This is a genomic window from Streptomyces yerevanensis (assembly GCF_000716805.1).
GTDB lineage: Bacteria > Actinomycetota > Actinomycetes > Streptomycetales > Streptomycetaceae > Streptomyces > Streptomyces flaveus.
Genome location: NZ_JNWJ01000023.1, coordinates 47,923 through 65,832 on the forward strand (window position 1 = coordinate 47,923; position 17,910 = coordinate 65,832).

General features: G+C 69.6%; 13 protein-coding genes. 7 read left to right on the top strand and 6 right to left on the bottom strand.

Annotated features, from left to right (window positions below; all coding sequences use genetic code 11):
• Window positions 1–11 precede the first annotated feature (11 nt).
• Together OP79_RS24035 and OP79_RS24040 are read right to left on the bottom strand one after the other, a co-directional pair.
• Entirely contained in the window at window positions 12–1,181 is a 1,170-nt protein-coding gene (locus OP79_RS24035) for a dihydrodipicolinate synthase family protein (RefSeq protein WP_033322745.1), read from the bottom strand.
• Window positions 1,178–2,329 carry a Gfo/Idh/MocA family protein gene (locus tag OP79_RS24040; RefSeq protein ID WP_033322748.1) on the bottom strand — a complete coding sequence of 384 codons (1,152 nt, stop codon included), beginning with the start codon at window positions 2,327–2,329 and terminating at the stop codon, window positions 1,178–1,180. Before OP79_RS24040 ends, OP79_RS24035 begins: the two co-directional genes overlap by 4 nt.
• Before the next feature lie 197 nt (window positions 2,330–2,526).
• Between OP79_RS24040 and OP79_RS24045 the strand changes: the two genes are divergently transcribed.
• From OP79_RS24045 to OP79_RS24075, 7 genes are all read left to right on the top strand, one after another.
• Entirely contained in the window at window positions 2,527–3,576 is a 1,050-nt protein-coding gene (locus OP79_RS24045) for a LacI family DNA-binding transcriptional regulator (protein ID WP_033322750.1), read from the top strand.
• A 357-nt stretch (window positions 3,577–3,933) separates the two neighbouring features.
• Window positions 3,934–4,920 carry a bifunctional helix-turn-helix transcriptional regulator/GNAT family N-acetyltransferase gene (locus OP79_RS24050; RefSeq protein ID WP_033322752.1) on the top strand — a complete coding sequence of 329 codons (987 nt, stop codon included), beginning with the start codon at window positions 3,934–3,936 and terminating at the stop codon, window positions 4,918–4,920.
• A 40-nt stretch (window positions 4,921–4,960) separates the two neighbouring features.
• Window positions 4,961–5,761: a sugar phosphate isomerase/epimerase family protein gene (locus OP79_RS24055; protein ID WP_033322754.1), complete on the top strand. Its 801-nt coding sequence runs from the start codon at window positions 4,961–4,963 to the stop codon at window positions 5,759–5,761.
• A gap of 11 nt (window positions 5,762–5,772) precedes the next feature.
• Window positions 5,773–6,741: a hypothetical protein gene (locus OP79_RS24060; protein WP_033322756.1), complete on the top strand. Its 969-nt coding sequence runs from the start codon at window positions 5,773–5,775 to the stop codon at window positions 6,739–6,741.
• A gap of 227 nt (window positions 6,742–6,968) precedes the next feature.
• Window positions 6,969–8,570: a flavin monoamine oxidase family protein gene (locus OP79_RS24065; RefSeq protein ID WP_033322758.1), complete on the top strand. Its 1,602-nt coding sequence runs from the start codon at window positions 6,969–6,971 to the stop codon at window positions 8,568–8,570.
• Window positions 8,567–9,214 carry a Rid family hydrolase gene (locus tag OP79_RS24070; protein WP_033322760.1) on the top strand — a complete coding sequence of 216 codons (648 nt, stop codon included), beginning with the start codon at window positions 8,567–8,569 and terminating at the stop codon, window positions 9,212–9,214. Before OP79_RS24065 ends, OP79_RS24070 begins: the two co-directional genes overlap by 4 nt.
• Before the next feature lie 896 nt (window positions 9,215–10,110).
• The gene (locus tag OP79_RS24075; protein ID WP_033322761.1) at window positions 10,111–10,746 is read left to right on the top strand and encodes a hypothetical protein; all 636 of its coding nucleotides are present in this window, start codon (window positions 10,111–10,113) and stop codon (window positions 10,744–10,746) included.
• A gap of 58 nt (window positions 10,747–10,804) precedes the next feature.
• Here the strand turns inward: OP79_RS24075 and OP79_RS24080 are convergent, their stop codons facing one another.
• The 4 genes from OP79_RS24080 to OP79_RS24095 all read right to left on the bottom strand — a co-directional run bounded on the left by OP79_RS24080 (window position 10,805) and on the right by OP79_RS24095 (window position 17,839).
• Window positions 10,805–12,247: a S28 family serine protease gene (locus OP79_RS24080; protein WP_033322763.1), complete on the bottom strand. Its 1,443-nt coding sequence runs from the start codon at window positions 12,245–12,247 to the stop codon at window positions 10,805–10,807.
• 206 nt (window positions 12,248–12,453) lie between these two features.
• Window positions 12,454–12,846, bottom strand: a complete 393-nt coding sequence (locus OP79_RS24085) for a hypothetical protein (RefSeq protein WP_078491977.1) — start codon at window positions 12,844–12,846, stop codon at window positions 12,454–12,456.
• 92 nt (window positions 12,847–12,938) lie between these two features.
• Window positions 12,939–16,661 carry an ABC transporter ATP-binding protein gene (locus tag OP79_RS24090; protein WP_033322767.1) on the bottom strand — a complete coding sequence of 1,241 codons (3,723 nt, stop codon included), beginning with the start codon at window positions 16,659–16,661 and terminating at the stop codon, window positions 12,939–12,941.
• 113 nt (window positions 16,662–16,774) lie between these two features.
• Window positions 16,775–17,839 (bottom strand): esterase-like activity of phytase family protein, encoded by a 1,065-nt coding sequence (locus OP79_RS24095; RefSeq protein ID WP_033322768.1) that lies wholly within the window; start codon window positions 17,837–17,839, stop codon window positions 16,775–16,777.
• Between the last annotated feature and the right edge of the window lie 71 nt (window positions 17,840–17,910).

Genomic DNA, 17,910 nt, shown 5'->3' on the forward strand with positions numbered 1-17,910 from the left:
TACCGATTCGGTCACTGGTTCACTCCGTACAAGGAGAGCAGGTTCTTCATCCGCGCCGCGGCCAGCGCCGGGTCCGGGAACAGGCCAAGACCGTCGGCCAGTTCGTACGCGCGGGCGAAGTGCGGGAGCGAGCGGGCCGACTGGAGGCCGCCGACCATCGTGAAGTGCGACTGGTGGCCCGCGAGCCAGGCGAGGAAGACCACGCCCGTCTTGTAGAAGCGGGTCGGGGTCTGGAAGAGGTGGCGGGACAACTCGACCGTGGGATCGAGGAGTTCGCGGAAGCCCTTCACGTCGCCCGTGTCGAGGACCCGGACGGCTTCTGCCGCCAGGGGGCCCAGCGGGTCGAAGATGCCGAGCAGGGCGTGGCTGAAGCCCTGGTCATCGCCCGCGATGAGTTCGGGGTAGTTGAAGTCGTCGCCCGTGTAGCAGCGGACGCCCTTCGGCAGGCGGCGGCGCAGGTCGATCTCCCGCTGGGCGTCCAGGAGGGAGACCTTGATGCCGTCGACCTTGTCGGGGTGCGCGGCGATGACCTCCAGGAAGGTGTCGGTCGCCGCGTCCAGGTCGGACGAACCCCAGTAACCCTCCAGGGCCGGGTCGAACATCGGGCCCAGCCAGTGCAGGATCACGGGTTCGGAGGCCTGGCGGAGGAGATGCCCGTACACGTCGAGGTAGTCCTCGGGACCGGAGGCCACCGCCGCCAGCGCCCGCGACGCCATGAGGATCGCCTGCGCGCCCGTCCCCTCCACGAGCGCGAGCTGCTCCTCGTACGCCGCCTGGACCTCCGCCAAGGAGCCCGAGGCGAGCTGGTCCGTGCCCACCCCGCACGCGATCAGCCCGCCGACGGCCTTCGCCTCGGCGGCCGAGCGGCGGATCAGTTCCGCCGCGCCCGCCCAGTCCAGGCCCATCCCCCGCTGAGCCGTGTCCATCGCCTCCGCGACGCCGAGCCCGTGCGACCACAGGTGGCGGCGGAAGGCGAGGGTGGCGTCCCAGTCGACGGCCGCGGGTGAGTCGGGGGAGACATCCGCGTACGGATCGGCCACGACGTGCGCGGCGGAGAAGACCGTACGGGAGCTGAACGGGGCGCCCGTGGTGAGGGCGAGCGGTTCCGTGCGCGGAGTGTAGGACCTCAACACCCCGTCCGCACCGGGCAGTTGGATCGTCCCAGTCGTCCCAGTCGTCACAGCGAGATCTCCGGTACGTCGAAACGGCGGCCCTCGGCCGAGGACTTCAACCCCAGTTCGGCGAGCTGGACGCCGCGGGCGCCGGCGAGCAGGTCCCAGTGGTAGGGCGCGTCGGCGTACACGTGCTTGAAGAAGAGTTCCCACTGCGCCTTGAAGCCGTTGTCGAACTCGGCGTTGTCGGGCACCTCCTGCCACTGGTCGCGGAAGACCTCGGTGGCGGGGATGTCCGGGTTCCAGACCGGCTTCGGCGTCGAACTGCGGTGCTGGGCACGGCAGTTGCGCAGGCCGGCGACCGCCGAGCCCTCGGTCCCGTCGACCTGGAACTCCACCAGCTCGTCGCGGTTGACGCGTACGGTCCAGGAGGAGTTGATCTGGGCGATGGCGCCGTTCTCCAGCTCGAAGATGCCGTACGCGGCGTCGTCGGCGGTCGCGGCGTACGGCTTGCCCTGCTCGTCCCAGCGCTGCGGGATGTGCGTCGCGGTCAGCGCTTGTACGGACTTGACGCGGCCGAACAGCTCGTGGAGGACGTACTCCCAGTGCGGGAACATGTCGACGACGATGCCGCCGCCGTCCTCGGCGCGGTAGTTCCAGGACGGGCGCTGGGCGGACTGCCAGTCGCCCTCGAAGACCCAGTAGCCGAACTCGCCGCGGATGGACAGGATCCGTCCGAAGAAGCCGCCGTCGATGAGGCGCTTGAGCTTGAGCAGGCCGGGGAGGAAGAGCTTGTCCTGGACCACGCCGTGCTTGATGCCCTTGGCATTGGCCAGCCGGGCCAGCTCCAGGGCACCGTCGAGGCCGGTCGCGGTCGGCTTCTCGGTGTAGATGTGCTTTCCGGCCTCGATGGCCTTCTTGATGGCGCCCTCGCGGGCGGAGGTGACCTGCGCGTCGAAGTAGATGTCGACGGCCGGGTCGTCGAGTACGGCGTCGAGGCTGGTGGACCAGTGCTCGATGCCGTGCTGGTCCGCGAGCGCCTTCAGCGCGTGCTCACGGCGGCCGACGAGCACGGGCTCGGGCCACAGCACGGTGCCGTCGCCCAGGTCGAGTCCGCCCTGTTCGCGCAGGGCGAGGATGGAGCGGACGAGATGCTGGCGGTAGCCCATGCGTCCCGTCACGCCGTTCATCGCGATGCGCACCGTCTTGCGTGTCACGTCATTCCCTTCGTACGCGTCCTGCGCCGCGTACGCCCCACAGGTGAACAGGTGAGCGTTACAGCAAGCGCTTTCTATGTGATGAGAAGCTAGCCTCTGTGCAGCGGATCGGACAAGACCGCGCGGTGGTGAGATGTGCGAGACATGCGGTCGTGTGCGGGATGTACATACGTAGAGGCCTGACCGGAGGACGATAGATGACCGTGACCCTGGCGGACGTGGCGGCTCGCGCGCAGGTCTCGCCCGCCACCGTGTCCCGCGTACTGAACGGCAACTACCCCGTGGCGGCAACGACGCGGGAGCGGGTACTGCGGGCCGTGGACGAGCTGGACTACGTACTGAACGGCCCGGCGAGCGCACTGGCCGCCGCCACCTCCGACCTGGTCGGGATCCTGGTCAACGACATCGCCGACCCCTTCTTCGGGATCATGGCGGCGGCGATCCAGTCCGAGATCGGCGGACCCGGCGGGCGCGCGGGCGGGGAACGGCTTGGCGTCGTCTGCAACACGGGCGGCTCCCCGGAGCGCGAACTCACCTATCTCACGCTCCTTCAGCGCCAACGCGCCGCCGCGGTCGTACTGACCGGCGGCGCCGTCGAGAACACCGCGCACGCGACGGCCGTCGCGACGAAGCTGCGCAAGCTGGCGGACGCGGGGACCCGGGTGGTGCTGTGCGGACGTCCGCCCGCACCGGCCGACACCGACGCCGTGGCGCTCACGTTCGACAACCGCGGCGGCGGCCGGGAGCTCACCGAGCACCTGATCGAACTCGGCCATCGCCGCATGGGCTACATCGCGGGCCCCGAGGAGCGGACCACGACCCGCCACCGCCTCGAAGGCCACCGGGCCGCGCTCGCCGCGCACGACATCCCCGACGACCCCGCGTGGACCGTCCACGGCCGCTACGACCGCCGGGCGGGTTACGAGGCGACCCTCGAACTCCTGCGCCGCGAGCCGTCGTTGACGGCCATCGTCGCCGCGAACGACACCGTCGCGCTCGGCGCGTGTGCCGCTCTGCGCGACTCCGGGCTGCGTATCCCCGATGACGTCTCGGTCGTCGGGTTCGACGACCTGCCGTTCAGCGTCGATGCGGTGCCCGCGCTGACGACGGTGCGGTTGCCGCTGTCGGAGGCGGGGGCCCTGGCCGGGCGGGTCGCTATGGGGCGGGAGGAGGCGCCGGAAGGTGGGATTGTGACGGTGCGGGGGGAGTTGATGGTGCGGGGGTCTACGGGGGTTCCCAAGGAGTAGGGGGGCGGGGCGCCTACGGGGGTGGCGGGTTCGGTTCGTGGGCGAGTGCGGGTTCGTTGTGGCTGGTCGCTCCCCCACTCTCGAATTCTCCCCCAGTGCCTTAAGGGCCTGGGGGGACCCCCAGAGCGGGGGGACCCCCATCGCGGCGGAGCCGCACATTGATACAGCCCCGCGCCCCTAAGAGGCCTGCGGCCTCCTTAGCGGTGCTGGTCGCGCCCGCGCGAGAGCCGCAGATGTGACAGCCTCGCGCCCCTGAAGAGCGCGGTAGCGAACCGAGCCATGGACGAGGCGCCGTCGTCGGTCTACCCTCAGGACAGCGATATCTCTGACTGAGTCAACCATCTCGAGGTTCGGCCCATGACCATCCAGGACATCCGCTCGTTCAACCGCTTCTATACGAACGTCATCGGCGCGCTGGACTACAGCCGCCAGTTGTACGCCCCGTACACGCTGACCGAGGCCCGGGTGCTGTACGAACTCGCGCACTCACTCCGTACGGACGCCGCCGATCTGCGTGGTGAACTGTCGTTGGACGCCGGGTACTTGAGCCGCATCCTGGCGAAGTTCGAGCAGGACGGGCTGATCGAGCGCGCGCCCTCCGAGACGGACACCCGGCGGCGTCACATCACGCTCACCGTGCGCGGACGCGAGGCGGCCGATCTGCTGGACGAGCGTTCACGGGAAGCGGTCGGTTCACTGCTGGCCACCGTTCCGGCGGACGACCGGCCCCGCCTGACCGAGGCGATGCGCACGATCCGGGACGTTCTGTCCGACGACCGGCCTCCCCCACTCTCGGCTTCTCCCCCACTCTCGGCTTCGCTCGAGCGGGGGGACCCCCATCGCCGCGAGGACGTCGTCCTGCGGGACCCCGGCCCCGGCGACCTCGGCTGGATCGTGCAGCGCAACGCCGCGCTGTACGCCGCCGAGCATGGGTTCAACACGGACTACGAGGGCCTGGTCGCCCGGATCGTCGCGGACTTCGCGGAGGATCACGACCCGCATCTGGAGCGGGCGTGGATCGCGGAGCTGGACGGTCGCGCGGTGGGCTGCGTGATGTGCGTACGGGACGAGGCGCCGGGAGCCGCACGCCTGCGCCTCCTCCTCGTCGAACCGGACGCGCGCGGCCTCGGTATCGGTGACCAACTCGTGCGTGCCTGCATCGAGTTCGCGCGGGGCGTCGGCTACCGCGAAATGGTCCTGTGGACGAACGACGTACTGTCCGCGGCCCGCAAGATCTACCAGCGCCACGGCTTCGTCCTCCTCGCCGAAAAGCCGCACCGTTCCTTCGGTGTGGACCTCGTCGGCCAGGACTGGCGCCTGGACCTGCACGGCGCACAAGATTGACCCTGCCCAGCAGGTGGGGGCGGCAGGTAGGGTCCGGAGCATGAAGTTGGCCTTCTCCACGCTCGGCGTTCCCGGACTGCCCATCCCCGATGTGCTGCGGCTCGCGGCCGCGCACGGCTACCACGGTGTCGAGCTGCGCGCGCATCCCGAGGAGCCGGTCCACCCCGGCATAGACCTGAGCCGGCGAGCCGACGTGGCCGCCGAGTTCAAGGCGGCCGGTGTCGAGATCCTGGGGCTTGCGGGATACGCGCGCGTGGCCGCACCGGGCGACGACGAACCCGTACTCCAGGAGATCCGCGAACTCCTGGAGCTGGCCCGCGACCTGGGCGCCCCCTTCATCCGCGTCTTTCCCGGCGGCGGCACCGACCAGAGCCCCGGGGAGGCCGACGCGACGGCCGCGCGGCGTCTGGGCACGGCCGCGGAGTACGCCGCCGATCTTGGCGTACGCATCCTCCTGGAGACCCACGACTCGCACCGCACGGGCGCGGACGCCATCCGTGTCCTCGGCCTCGTCGGCCACCCCCGCGTCGGCGCCCTCTGGGACGTCATGCACACCTGGCTCGGCGGCGAACAGCCCGGCTCGACGTACGCCGCGCTCTCGCCGCACCTCGGCTACGTCCAGGTCAAGGACATCGCGTCCGCCGACGACACCACCCCGCTGCCGCTCGGCGCGGGTGTCCTCCCCCTCACCGAGTGCGTGGAACTCCTCTCCCGCGAGGGCTGGGACGGCTGGCTGTGCTGGGAGTACGAGAAGCGGTGGTACGAGTCGGCTGCGCCGCTTCCAGGGCTGCTGGGGGCGGGGAGGGAGCATCTGTCGCGCCTGCTCAACGAGTCGGCGTAGGGCCACAGGGGATGCTCGTCCGCGAAGCTCTCCGAACCCTCGGCCTCGCCTGGCGCCCCCTCTACGGCCTGGCCCTGCGCGTCACCGCCCTCACCACCCTCGTCGGAGGCGGCATCGTCGCGGGCGGATTCCTCGTGGGGTGGGACAGCTTCGAGGCCGCCCGGTCAGACGCTGAGGCAGCCATCGCCGCCGAGGACTCCTACGTCGCGTACGCCGATCAGATGGACACCCTGGAAGACATCGGTCTCGGAGTCACGGTGCTGCTTCTGGCCCTCGCCGCCGCAGTCGTCTGCGTGATGCAGACCGCGCACACCGTCGCCCTGGACCACAGCCTGGACGGTGAAGGGCGCCTGACCGTCAAGGAGTTATGGGCCCGGGCACGCCCGCACGTCGGCGTCGCGTACTGGGTGCAGTGGCGGAGTTGGGTACGGGTGGGCGCCATAGCCTTTCTCGGGTTCGCGCTGTGGGTCGCCGTCGAGGCGGGCGAGGTGCCCGGTGTGGAGCGCACGGGGATCGGTGAGACCGCGACGATGCAGTACCGAATCGTGGGCTGGGGTCTGCCGATCGCGATCGCGGGACTCGGCCTGCTCGTGTACTTCCGTTACTGCGTGGCCACCGCCGCGCTCGTGTCGGAGAACACCTCTTCCCGGGCGGCCGTGAAGCGCGCCTGGGCGCTCACCAAGGGCGCGCCGTGGAAGACCTACGGCATCGGCCTGCTTCTCACGGCCTTCGTCGTGCTCGGCTTCGTCGTCCTGCGGTACGCGGCCACTCCCCTGGCCCACCCGATCGGCCTGGCCATGCTCTGGCTGAGCGGTGACAACGTGTGGGTCACCGGCGTACTGGTCCTGATCACCCCGACGGCCATCGCGCTGCTGCTCATGCCGTTGGTGGTCCTGCCGCCCGTGTGCACGGTGGTGGCCCAGCTCTACAGGGATCTGCGCGTGCTGGAGAGCGACGGCCGCGTCACCTCCGCGGTGTGATGCCCGGCGCGATGCCCAGGGTGCGCGGGTCCCAGTGACGTCGGTTTGAATTGCAAACCAACCTCATCCGCCATGGATACCTCATTGGCATGACCCTGTAACACCCCTGACGGAGGCTCAAGAAGCACTCCGGCCTCACCCGCAACTCACCCCCCACCGGGCCGGGTTGATCCAACGATGCAGCCTCGGTCCGCCAGGGCCGTGGGCTGTGGGCGAGGAGGAATTGGATGGTTGCAGAGGCATCTCGCCGCGGCTTCCTGAGATCCGTCGGGATCGCGGGCGGCGCCGGAATGCTGTACTCGGCGATGGGGGCCCTGGGGCTCGCGCCGGTCCCGGAGGCTCGGGCCGAGGCGTACCGGGCGCCCCGGAACGGCGACTTCGAACTCACCGGGCGCGGGCGCAAGAAGGTACTCATTCTCGGTGGCGGCATTGCCGGGCTGGCGACGGCGTACGAGCTGGGCAAGGCGGGCTACGACTGCCGGATCCTGGAGGCCAAGGACCGCCCGGGCGGACGCAACTGGACGGTCCGCGGCGGCACCACGCTGACCGATCTGGACGGGCGTACGCAGAAGGGTGCGTTCTCCGAGGGCCAGTACATGAACGCGGGCCCGGCCCGGCTGCCGCAGACCCACGTCACGCTCGAGTACTGCCGCGAACTCGGCGTTCCCCTCGAGGTGTTCACCAACCAGAACGCCAACGCGTACATCTACCAGGAGAAGAGCGCCGCCCTCGCGGGCAAGCCGATGCGCTGGCGTACGGCGAAGGCCGATGTCTACGGCTATGTCTCCGAGCTGCTCGCCAAGGCCACCGACCAGGGCGCCCTGGACAAGGAGCTCACCGCCGCCGACAAGGAAGGCCTCATCGCGTTCCTGCAGAACTTCGGCGCCATCAAGGGCAAGGCGGACGGCTTCGCGTACACCGGCAGCGACCGTCGCGGCTACTCGGTCGAACCTGGCGCGGGCTTCGAGGAGGGCACGGTGCTCGGCCCGGTGCCCTCCCTGTCGGACGTGGTCGCGAGCGGCGTCGGGCAGCGCTTCTCCTTCGAGTTCGGCTACGACCAGGCCATGCTGATGTTCCAGCCGGTGGGCGGGATGGACGCGATCCCGTACGCGCTCGCCAAGGCCATCGGCCAGGACCGGATCACCTACGGCGCCAAGGCGATGGAGGTGAAGAACCTTCCGGACGGCGCCGAGGTCACCTACGAGGACGCCGAGGGCCGTATCCGCAGCCGGCGCGCCGACTTCGTCGTGGCGGCGGTTCCGCCCATGGTCATGGCCCGTATCAAGCACAACCTGGGCGCGGACGTCACCGCGGCGCTGAAGTATCCCGTGGCGACCCCCGTCGGCAAGATCGGGCTCGAGTACCGCAGCCGCTGGTGGGAGACGGACGAGCAAATCTACGGCGGCATCACACCGACCGACACGGACCTGTCCACCATCTGGTACCCGTCGTACGGCTATCAGGGCCGCCGCGGCACGCTCATCGGCTACTACAACTTCGGTGACAACGCTGTCGCGTACGGCGATCTGCCGCACGCCGAGCGGCTGAAGCGGGCGGTGAGCCGGGGTGTGAAGATCCACGGCGACAAGTACCGCACCGAACTCGACCGCTCCTTCAGCGTCGCCTGGCACCGCACGCCCCACATCGAGGCGGGCTGGGTCGGCTGGCCCTCGCAGACCGGCCCCGAGTACAGGCTGCTCAACCAGCCCGCGGGACACGTCTACTTCGCCGGCGACTGGCTCAGCCACGTCATCGCCTGGCAGCACGGAGCGTTCACCTCGGCCCGCAAGGTCGTGACCGGGATCCACGAGAGGGTGATGGCGGGATGAAGCGGCGTACGAAGGTTTTCGTCGGTACGGCCCTGACCGGGGCACTGCTGACCGGCTCCGCGACAGTGGCCGGCGCCAAGGGCTGGTGGTCGCCGGGCCCGAAGGAGGTACGGGTCATGCTGCCCGAGGGGCAGTCCAACCCTGCCATCGCCAACGGCGTGGCGACGGGCGGGGAAGTCGCCGTCTACCAGAGCAGCGGTCTCGGCCCGTCCGCGCTGAACCCGGCCGCGCCGGAGGGCACGCCCGAGCGCTACACCGACCCCACCCTCACCGAAGGGGCGCAGGGCGTCACGATCACCGAGGCACAGGCGCTCGTCGTCCTCCGCAACATCAAGACCAACCTCGAGACCGCGGGCGTGAAACCGGCCGACGTCATCACGATGAAGGCCTACCTGATGAAGCCGCCGGGCGCCGAGATCGCCGACTACGCGGGCTGGAACCGCGCGTACCGGCAGTACTTCGCGAACATCGACCTGAAGTCGCTCCAGGTCGTGCCGGTGCCCATGGGCACTTCGGCCCCCAAGGCGCCGCTGCTCGCCAACAAGGCCCGCCCGGCGCGGGCGACGATGGAGGTCGCCTCGCTGGCCGTGCCGGGGTGGCTCGTCGAGGTCGAGGTGACGGCGACGTACAACAAGAAGCGCTGATCGGCGAGTTCGGTGAGTTCAGCGGGTTCACAGGTTGGTTGCGGCGCTCCGGCCCAAAACAGTGCCGCAGCAACCTCCTTGGACACGGTGGTGCGTTCCCGTACCAATTTCCGGGAATCGGGCCGATCCGGGGAACCCATCCCCGCCACCCGCCGTCCAATCCGCAGGCTGCCGGATGAGTCTCCGCTGTGCGGTGTCGGCCCTCGCTGCTGGCTGCGATCGCTGACCTACCCTCTCCAACCGCCTGCGGCCGGCAGCATGCCGCCATCGGCGCGCCCCCTCCAACTGCGCCGGTGGCGGCCCCTCCGCCGACCGCCAAGGCGCTCCGCTGGAAGCACAGTTGAACCCGCGGGTCCGTTGTGGCTGGTCGCTCCCCCACTCTCGGCTGCTCCCCCAGTGCCTTAAGGGCCTGGGGGGACCCCAGATCGGGGGGGGGAGACCCCCAGAGCGGGGGGACCCCCATCGCGGCGGAGCCGCAAATAGACACAGCCCCGCGCCCCTGACGGGTGCTCGCGGGGTGCATCGAACCGGCCGACAGACTGCCGGTGCAGCGGGCGGACGACCCGGATCAGGTGCTGTATCCGATCGGGCACGGGCTGAGCTACTAGGCCCTGGTCGGACAATGGGTCGAGTTACTCGAGTTTGCCTCGCGATGTCCGCTCCGATCACTCCAGCCGACCTGCTTTTCTGCTGGGGGTCCGGGGGTTACCCCCCGGGAAAACGCAGTACTAGGCCCTTGTCGGACATCGGGCGACGTACGGCTGTACAGTCCGCCGTACGCCACGTACGCCGCACACCCGGCGCACCGCCCCCAAAAGACGCAAAGCACCCCGCACGTCTGGCGTGGGCCCGCTGTGGCGGGTCACGCTGGGCGGGGGTATCGGGGGGGAGCAGTCATGCACAAGGCACGGTGTGGGTGGGTGGTGTGCGCGCTGCTGGTGATCGTGGCGGCGCTCACCGGGTGCGACCGGATTTCGGGATCCGCGGATTCCGGGGAGGGCCGGCTCGGCGAGAGCGAGCAGGTGACGCCTACGCGGACCGCCGGGTTCGGGGCGCAGTTCCTCGGGGTGGACGAGTGCAGTTCGTTCGGGCGCACGTCGTTCACCGAGGTGCCGTGCGCCAGTGAGCGGGCGGCGGCGCGGGTCGTGGCGCGCCATGACGGCAAGCAGAGCGAAGGTCCGGCGTGCCCCGCCACCACGGACTTCGTGCTGCACATCAGCGAACAGAAACCGTCCGCGGACGAGGACGGCGACGGCGCGGTCCCGCAGGGGTACGCCTGTATGCGCAATCTGCAGAAGCCTCACCCCGGCGACCCGGGCGGCGGCGGAGGCCCGCGCACGATCGTCGGTGACTGCGTCTACAGCGCGGGCGAAGGCGAGGTCCGTGAGACGGCGTGCGACGGCAAGGGCGAGAAGTCGCCCGAGTACAAGGTGGCGTCGGCGGTCGAGAAGCGTGCCGACTGTCCCGCGTCGACAGTCCTGTACGTCCAGCTCGGCGGGCCGAAGCCGGTGGGCTGCGCCCGCCCGCTGTAGTCAACGGACGGGCGCAGCACGGCAGTTGCTCTGCCGGGAGCCGGGAGCAATTACGGCTTTACGGCCGCAGCTGGCGCTCCGCGCTGTGCTTGTCCAGCTTCCTGTCGAACTTGGCCAGCGGCTTCGCCTTCGACGGGTCCTCCTGGACCGTGGCGGAGGCGACGCCCGCCCACTTCAGGATGCGGGCCGTGGCGAGGGCCTTCTCGTCGGCGACGAGGCCGGCGACATTGGCGCCGTGGTTCGCCCCGGGAGCCGTGAAGATGTACGAGTCACGGGCGCCCTTGCCCAGGTGGAACGGCTCGGAGCCCCACGGGTCGTTCTCGCCGTACACGTACAGCATCTGCTTGGCGTTGTGCTTGACCCAGGTGTCGACGTCGCGCATCGCCCACGGCTGGAACTTCATGGAGATGTCGCGCGGCACGAAGTTCCGCGGCGGCTGGTAGCCGTAGCGGATCAGCCCCGACTCGATGTGCGGGAACTCGATGTCCGGCGCCCCGAGTTGCGTACCCGCCTGGTAGTAGTACGGCGTGTACTGCTCCAGGCCCTGGTCGGCGTAGGCGGAGAAGCCGACGATCGTGTCGATCGTGCTCCAGATCTCGTCGTCGGTGGCGTTGGCGGCGTCCGCCGGGATGGTGTCGCAGTCGGCGAGCAGGCTGTACTGCCAGAAGCCCCACACATAGTCGAGTACGACGGCCTCGTACGCCTTGTCCAGGCTGCCGACCGTGTTGAAGGTCAGGCCCTCCGCGTCGGCGTAGTCCTTGTAGCGCTTCTCCAGCGGCTCACGGCGTACGAGCGCCTCGCGCTGCACGGCGTTCAGCTTGTCGCGGCACTCCTTGGTGCCGACGTTCGCGAAGAACCGGTCGTACGCCGAATCCTCCTTGTTCACCACGTCGTTGGGGGCGACGTACGCGACGACGCCGTCCATGTCGCGCGGGTAGAAGCGCTCGTAGTACGTGGCGGTCATGCCGCCCTTCGAGCCGCCCGTGGAGAGCCACTTCTTGTCGTAGACCTTCTTGAGGGCCTTGAAGATACGGTGCTGGTCGCTGGCCGCCTGCCAGATGTCGAGCTTGGACCAGTCGGCCGGGTCGGGGCGGGACGGAGTGAAGAAGCGGTACTCCATCGAGATCTGGTTGCCGTCCACGATCTGGGTCGGCTCGCTGCGGCGCGGCGTCGTCGAGACGTTGTAGCCGCTGGTGAAGAACACCGTCGGGCGTGCCGTGTCCTTGTGCAGCACCGTGATGCGCTGCTGGAACGTGCCCTTGGACGGGTGCCGGTGGTCGATCGGCTGGGTGTAGTTGAGGACGAAGTAGCGGTAGCCGGTGTAGGGCTTCTCCTCGATCAGGCTCATGCCCGGTATCGCGAGGAGACGGTCCTTGATGTCGGCGGTTGCCTCCGGCTGGGCGGCGGTGGCTTCTGGCTGGGCGGCGGTGGCCGCGCCGGCCGTACTCACGGTGCCTATGAGCACCACGAGCGACAGCAGCCATCTGAGCGTCTTGCGCATGCACACTCCCCTGGAGAACACAGATGTCCGCCGGAACTTAGCGGAGCAACTCCGTTGAGGCCAGGGGATGTTGGGCGCATTCCGGACAAGGGTGCGACCTGCTGGAAATTCGTTTCCAAGGTGCGGGTCCGTTGTGGCTGGTCGCGCAGTTCCCCGCGCCCCTGAAAAAAGGGGCCTGCGGCCCCCTTTTTTTCAGGGGCGCGGGGTCATAGGCGGATCCAGCCTGAGCTTGCCGAGTCTGAGCCGACTGTGCCCTTTATCAATACGCGGCGGTGGCCGGCGTGGACCGTTACCGGGCCTGCGTGGTGTTTGAAGAGGCCTTTGTTTACGGCTGGTCGGGCTCGCCATGCTCGTACGCTCACGGACATGTAGGTGCGGGTGCCCTGCCTCTCGCGGAGGGTCACCGCGCAGACGTAGCCGCGCTTCTTGTAGATCTGGACGGACCCGGTGGAGAAGGGCAGCGTGCGGACCTTGCGGCCGGAGCAGAGTGCCGCCGCCTCCGCGGTGCCCGTGTCCGGGCCCGCGAGGGACAGCATTCCGGAAGCGGTCAGTACAGCCACACCGAGCGCCATATGACGGCGTATCGCGCTCTTGTCCACTGTTGTTCCTCCCGCAGCAATCGGCGTACTCCGTCTACGGACGCATGACGTAGGCCGTCTGGTTGCCTGGTGGAAGGGAAGTCGAGCAAAGACTAGGCAATCGGGGCGGTGACCGGCTCCCCGAGGAACATCTGCCACAACTCCGCGTACCGGCCGCCGCGTTCGAGCAGTTCCTCGTGTGTGCCGTCCTCCGCCACCCGGCCGTGGTCCATGACCACGACCCGGTCCGCGCGGGCCGCCGTGGTGAGGCGGTGGGCGACCACCAGTGTGGTGCGGCGGCCCGCGATGCGGTCGGTGGCCTGGTTGACCTGGGCCTCGGTGGCCAGGTCGAGCGCGGCGGTGGCCTCGTCGAGGAGGAGGATGTCCGGGTCGACGAGTTCGGCTCGGGCGAGGGCGATCAACTGGCGTTGTCCGGCGGAGAGATTGCGGCCGCGTTCGGCGACCTCGTGGAGGTAGCCGCCGTCGAGCGTGGCGATCATGTCGTGCGCGCCGACCGCGCGGGCGGCGGCCTCCACCTCGGCATCGGTGGCGTCGGGGCGGCCGTAGGCGATGGCGTCCCGGACCGTGCCCTGGAAGAGGTACGCCTCCTGGGGGACGACCCCGAGACGGTGCCGGTACGAGGTGAGGTCCAGCGCACGCAGATCCGTGCCGTCGACGGTCACCCGCCCGCCCGTCGGGTCGTAGAACCGGGCAACCAGCTTGACCAGCGTCGACTTGCCCGCGCCGGTTTCGCCGACGAAGGCGACGGTCTGTCCGGCGGGGATGTGCAACTTCACGCCGCTCAGGGCTTCTTCGTCGTCCTTGTACGCGAAGTCGACGTCCTCGAAGGCGATCTCCCCCCGCAGTGACGGGACTTCGAGCGCCTTGTCGGCGGCCTTGGTGGAGGTCGGCTCCTGGAGCAGTTCCTGGACGCGGCCCAGCGAGACGCTCGCCTGCTGGTAGCCGTCGAAGACCTGCGAGAGCTGCTGCACGGGCGCGAAGAACAGGTCGATGTACAGCAGATACGCGACCAGCGCACCGGTGGTGAGCGTCCCCGCGTCGATCCGCCCCGCGCCCACGATGATCACCGCGGCCGCCGCGACCGACGACAGGAACTGCACGAAGGGGAAGTACACCGAGATCAGCCATTGCCCCCGGATCCGCGCCTTGCGATAGCTGTCGCTGCCTTCCGCGAACCGCCGCCGGCCGCCCCGCTCACGCCGGAACGCCTGGACGATCCGCAGCCCGGCCACCGACTCCTGAAGGTCCGCGTTCACCACGGAGACGCGCTCACGGGCGAGTTCGTACGCCTTCACACTCGCCCGGCGGAAGAACACCGTGGCGATGATCAGCGGCGGCAGCGTCGCGAAGACGACGAGCGCGAGCTCCACGTCGATCACGAGCAGCGCGGCCATGATGCCGAAGAAGGTGACGACCGAGACGAAGGCGGTGACGAGTCCCGTCTGCAGGAACGTCGACAGGGCGTCCACGTCGGTCGTCATCCGGGTCATGATCCGGCCCGTCAACTCCCGCTCGTAGTAGTCGAGTCCGAGCCGCTGGAGCTGCGCGAAGATCTTCAGCCGGAGCGCGTACAGGACCCTCTCGCCCGTACGTCCCGTCATACGGATCTCACCGGTCTGCGCCACCCACTGGACGATCACGGTGAGCAGGGCCAGCAGGGACGCCGTCCACACCGCGCCCTCGGCGACCTTGGTGACACCGTCGTCGATGCCGTTGCGGATCATGACCGGCAGCAGCAGGCCCATGCCCGCGTCGACGGCGACGAGGCCGAGGCTGACGAGAAGGGGAAGTCCGAAGCCCCGCAACAGTCTGCGGAGCCCGTACGACTCCTCCGGGGTGACCGCCCGCGCCTCGTCGATGCCGGGCTTGTCGTCCGCCGGGGGCAACGCCTCGACCTGGGCAAGGAGTTCGGGTGTCGCCGGCATCCCGTCCATGGCCGCGTCCCGGGGCTCACGGTCCCCGGTCCACAGCTTGGGCGTGATCCCGCGCTCGGCGTCGAACTCGGCGTCCAGCTCGTCCCGTACGGACGTGTCCTCGACGGGACAGGCGGGCTGTGCGTGACCTGGCGAGACGCCGCCCAGCTCGTCCGGGTCGGTGAGCAGCTGCCGGTACAGCGGCGAGCGCTGCTGGAGCTCCTCGTGCGTACCGATGTCGGCGAGCCGTCCGCCGTCGAGGACGGCGATGCGGTCGGCGAGGTTGAGCGTGGAGCGGCGGTGGGCGATGAGGAGGGTCGTACGGCCCTCCATGACGTGCTTGAGGGCCTCGTGGATCTCGTGCTCGACGCGGGCGTCCACGGCTGAGGTCGCGTCGTCGAGGACCAGCAGGCGCGGATCGGTGAGGATCGCGCGGGCCAGGGCGACGCGCTGGCGCTGCCCGCCGGAGAGCGTCAGTCCCTGCTCGCCGACCTTGGTGTCGTACCCGTCCGGCAGCTCGGCGATGAACCGGTCCGCCTGCGCGGCCCGCGCGGCGGTCTCGATCTCCTCCTGGGTGGCGTCGGGGCGGCCGTACGCGATGTTGGCGCGCACGGTGTCCGAGAAGAGGAAGGAGTCCTCGGGGACGAGCCCGATCGCGGCGCGCAGCGATTCGAGCGTGAGCTCGCGCACGTCGTGGCCGCCGACGAGGACGGCGCCGCGTGTGACGTCGTAGAAGCGCGGGAGGAGGAGGGACACCGTCGACTTGCCGGACCCGGAGGAGCCGACCACGGCGAGGGTCTCGCCCGGGCGGATCTCGAAGCTGAGCCCGTCGAGAACGGGTTGCGAGGCGTCTTCGTACCCGAAGGCCACGTCGTCGAACTCGACGGTCGCGGGCGCGTCGGCCGGCAGCGGCTTCGTACCGTCCTCGATGGCCGGCTCGATGTCGATCAGCTCGAGAACGCGCTCGGCACCGGCACGGGCCTGCTGCCCGACGGTCAGCACCATGGCGAGCATGCGAACGGGCCCGACGAGCTGGGCGAGATACGTCGAGAAGGCGACGAACGTACCGAGCGTGATGTGCCCGCGTACGGCGAGCCAGCCGCCGAAGGCGAGCATCGCGACCTGCCCGAGCGCGGGCACGGCCTGCAGTGCGGGGGTGTACCGGGAGTTCAGCTTGATGGTCCGCAGCCGCCCCGCGAAGAGCCGCCGCCCGACCTCCCGCAGCTTCCCGGTCTCCTGGTCCTCCTGCCCGAACCCCTTCACCACGCGTACGCCGCTGACGGCGCCGTCGACGACTCCCGCGACGGCGGCGGCCTGACCCTGCGCGTACCAGGTGGCGGGGTGCAGCCGGGTGCTGCTGCGCTTGGCGATGAACCACAGGGCGGGGGCGACGGCCAGCGCGACGCCGGTGAGCGGGAGGGACAGCGAGGCCATGATCCCGAGGGAGATCAGGAACAGCAGCACGTTCCCGATGGTCATCGGGAGCATGAACAGCAGGCTCTGGATCAGCTGGAGATCACTGGTCGCCCGCCCCACGACCTGCCCGGTCGACAGCTCGTCCTGCCGCCGCCCGTCGAGCCCGGTGATCGCCTTGTACATGTCGGTGCGCAGGTCGTGCTGGACGTCGAGGGCGAGTCGGCCGCCGTAGTAGCGCCGGATGTACGTGAAGACGTAGACGAGGAAAGCCGCCCCGATGAGGGCACCTGCCCAAGGGGCCATGTCCCGGCTCTTGTCCCCGATGACGTCATCGATGATCACCTTGGTGACGAGCGGGACCAGCGCCATGACCGCCATACCGGCGAGCGAGGAACCGAGCGCGAGCACGACGTCCTTCGGATACCGCCACGCGTATCCGGCGAGCCGCCGTGCCCAGCCGCTCGACTCCCCCTGTTGCGCTGCCACGCCGGTGCCTCCCGTAGATCCTTCAGATCCTTGTCCGCCGGAAGGCACCAACGCGATCGGAACCGGATTTCATCCCTCCGCAATATTCGGAGCAACAGCCGGAGGCGAAACGGTCAGAGACGTACGCGCAGGGAGTAGAAGCGGGTGATCTGTGCTGCGTTCTGGTTGTCGTCGCTGGCCAGGAGGACCTTGAGACGGCCGTGGCGGTGGCCGGTGACGGTCATGGCCTCGATGTTGTCGAGGAGGGGGTTGGGCTGGGGCTGTTTGGCGGTGGCGCCGAGGGTGGGGCAGTTCACGAGGTCGGCGAGGAGGGTTTTCCTGACCAGGCGTACCTCGTTCTGGCCGGTCAGGTTCTCGACGCCGCTCGTGTCCGTGGCGCGGCGGAGGTCGGCGGCATAGAGGCGGACCGTGTTGCCGACGCCCGGCGTGAAGCCGCGTTCCAGGACGAGGAGGCGGCCGTCGGGGGTCGCGGCGGTCTCGACGACGCCGAGGCCGGTGTCCGTGCGGTAGCCGTACTGGGCCGCGAGGCGGAAGTCCTTCGAGCCGTGGCGGTGCCAGGTCTGGAGGCGGACGATGCCCAGGGTGTCACCGGACAGGGAACCCTCCATGCCGGCCAGCAGGGTGTGGCCGCCGGGGAAGAGGGTCAGGGCCTCGAAGGTCTGGTTGGTGGCGGCACGCCCGGCGGGGGCGACGCGCAGGTACTCCGGCACAGGGAGGCGGGTGAGGATCGCGCCGTCCCGCCCGTACCGGCGAACGGTCGGCTTGCCCTCGGACGACACGAGCCGCGTACCGTCCCGATCGACGACCAGCCCCTCGGAGTCGAGCGCGGCCTTGTTCTCGTCCGCGAGCGCGACGACGGAGCGGGGCTGGAACGTCTTCGGGTCCAGGGTGAAGAGGGACGAACGGTCGGAGAGGGCGGCGAGCTTGCCGTCCCGGTCGACGGCGAGCGCGGAGAAGTTGCCGACGTAGGTGCCTTCGTACGTCGTCTTGTCGAGGGCGTCGGAAAACCCGTCGATGGAGACGGAGGGCGAACAGGCGTTCCGAGATGGGGTTCCCGCTGCGGCCGCGGCGGCCGGGGCTCCGGCGGCGGCTCTGGCCGCGGCGGGCCCGGCGGCGGTCAGGCAGGTGACCGCGGTCAGGCCGGCGGTGAGGGTCGCGAGTACGGATCTCAAGCGCATGCGATCACCGTAGGCGCGGGTGGTTGAGGGGTAAGCAGAAAAGGCGTGAACAGTTCTCCCTGCTGCGTTCA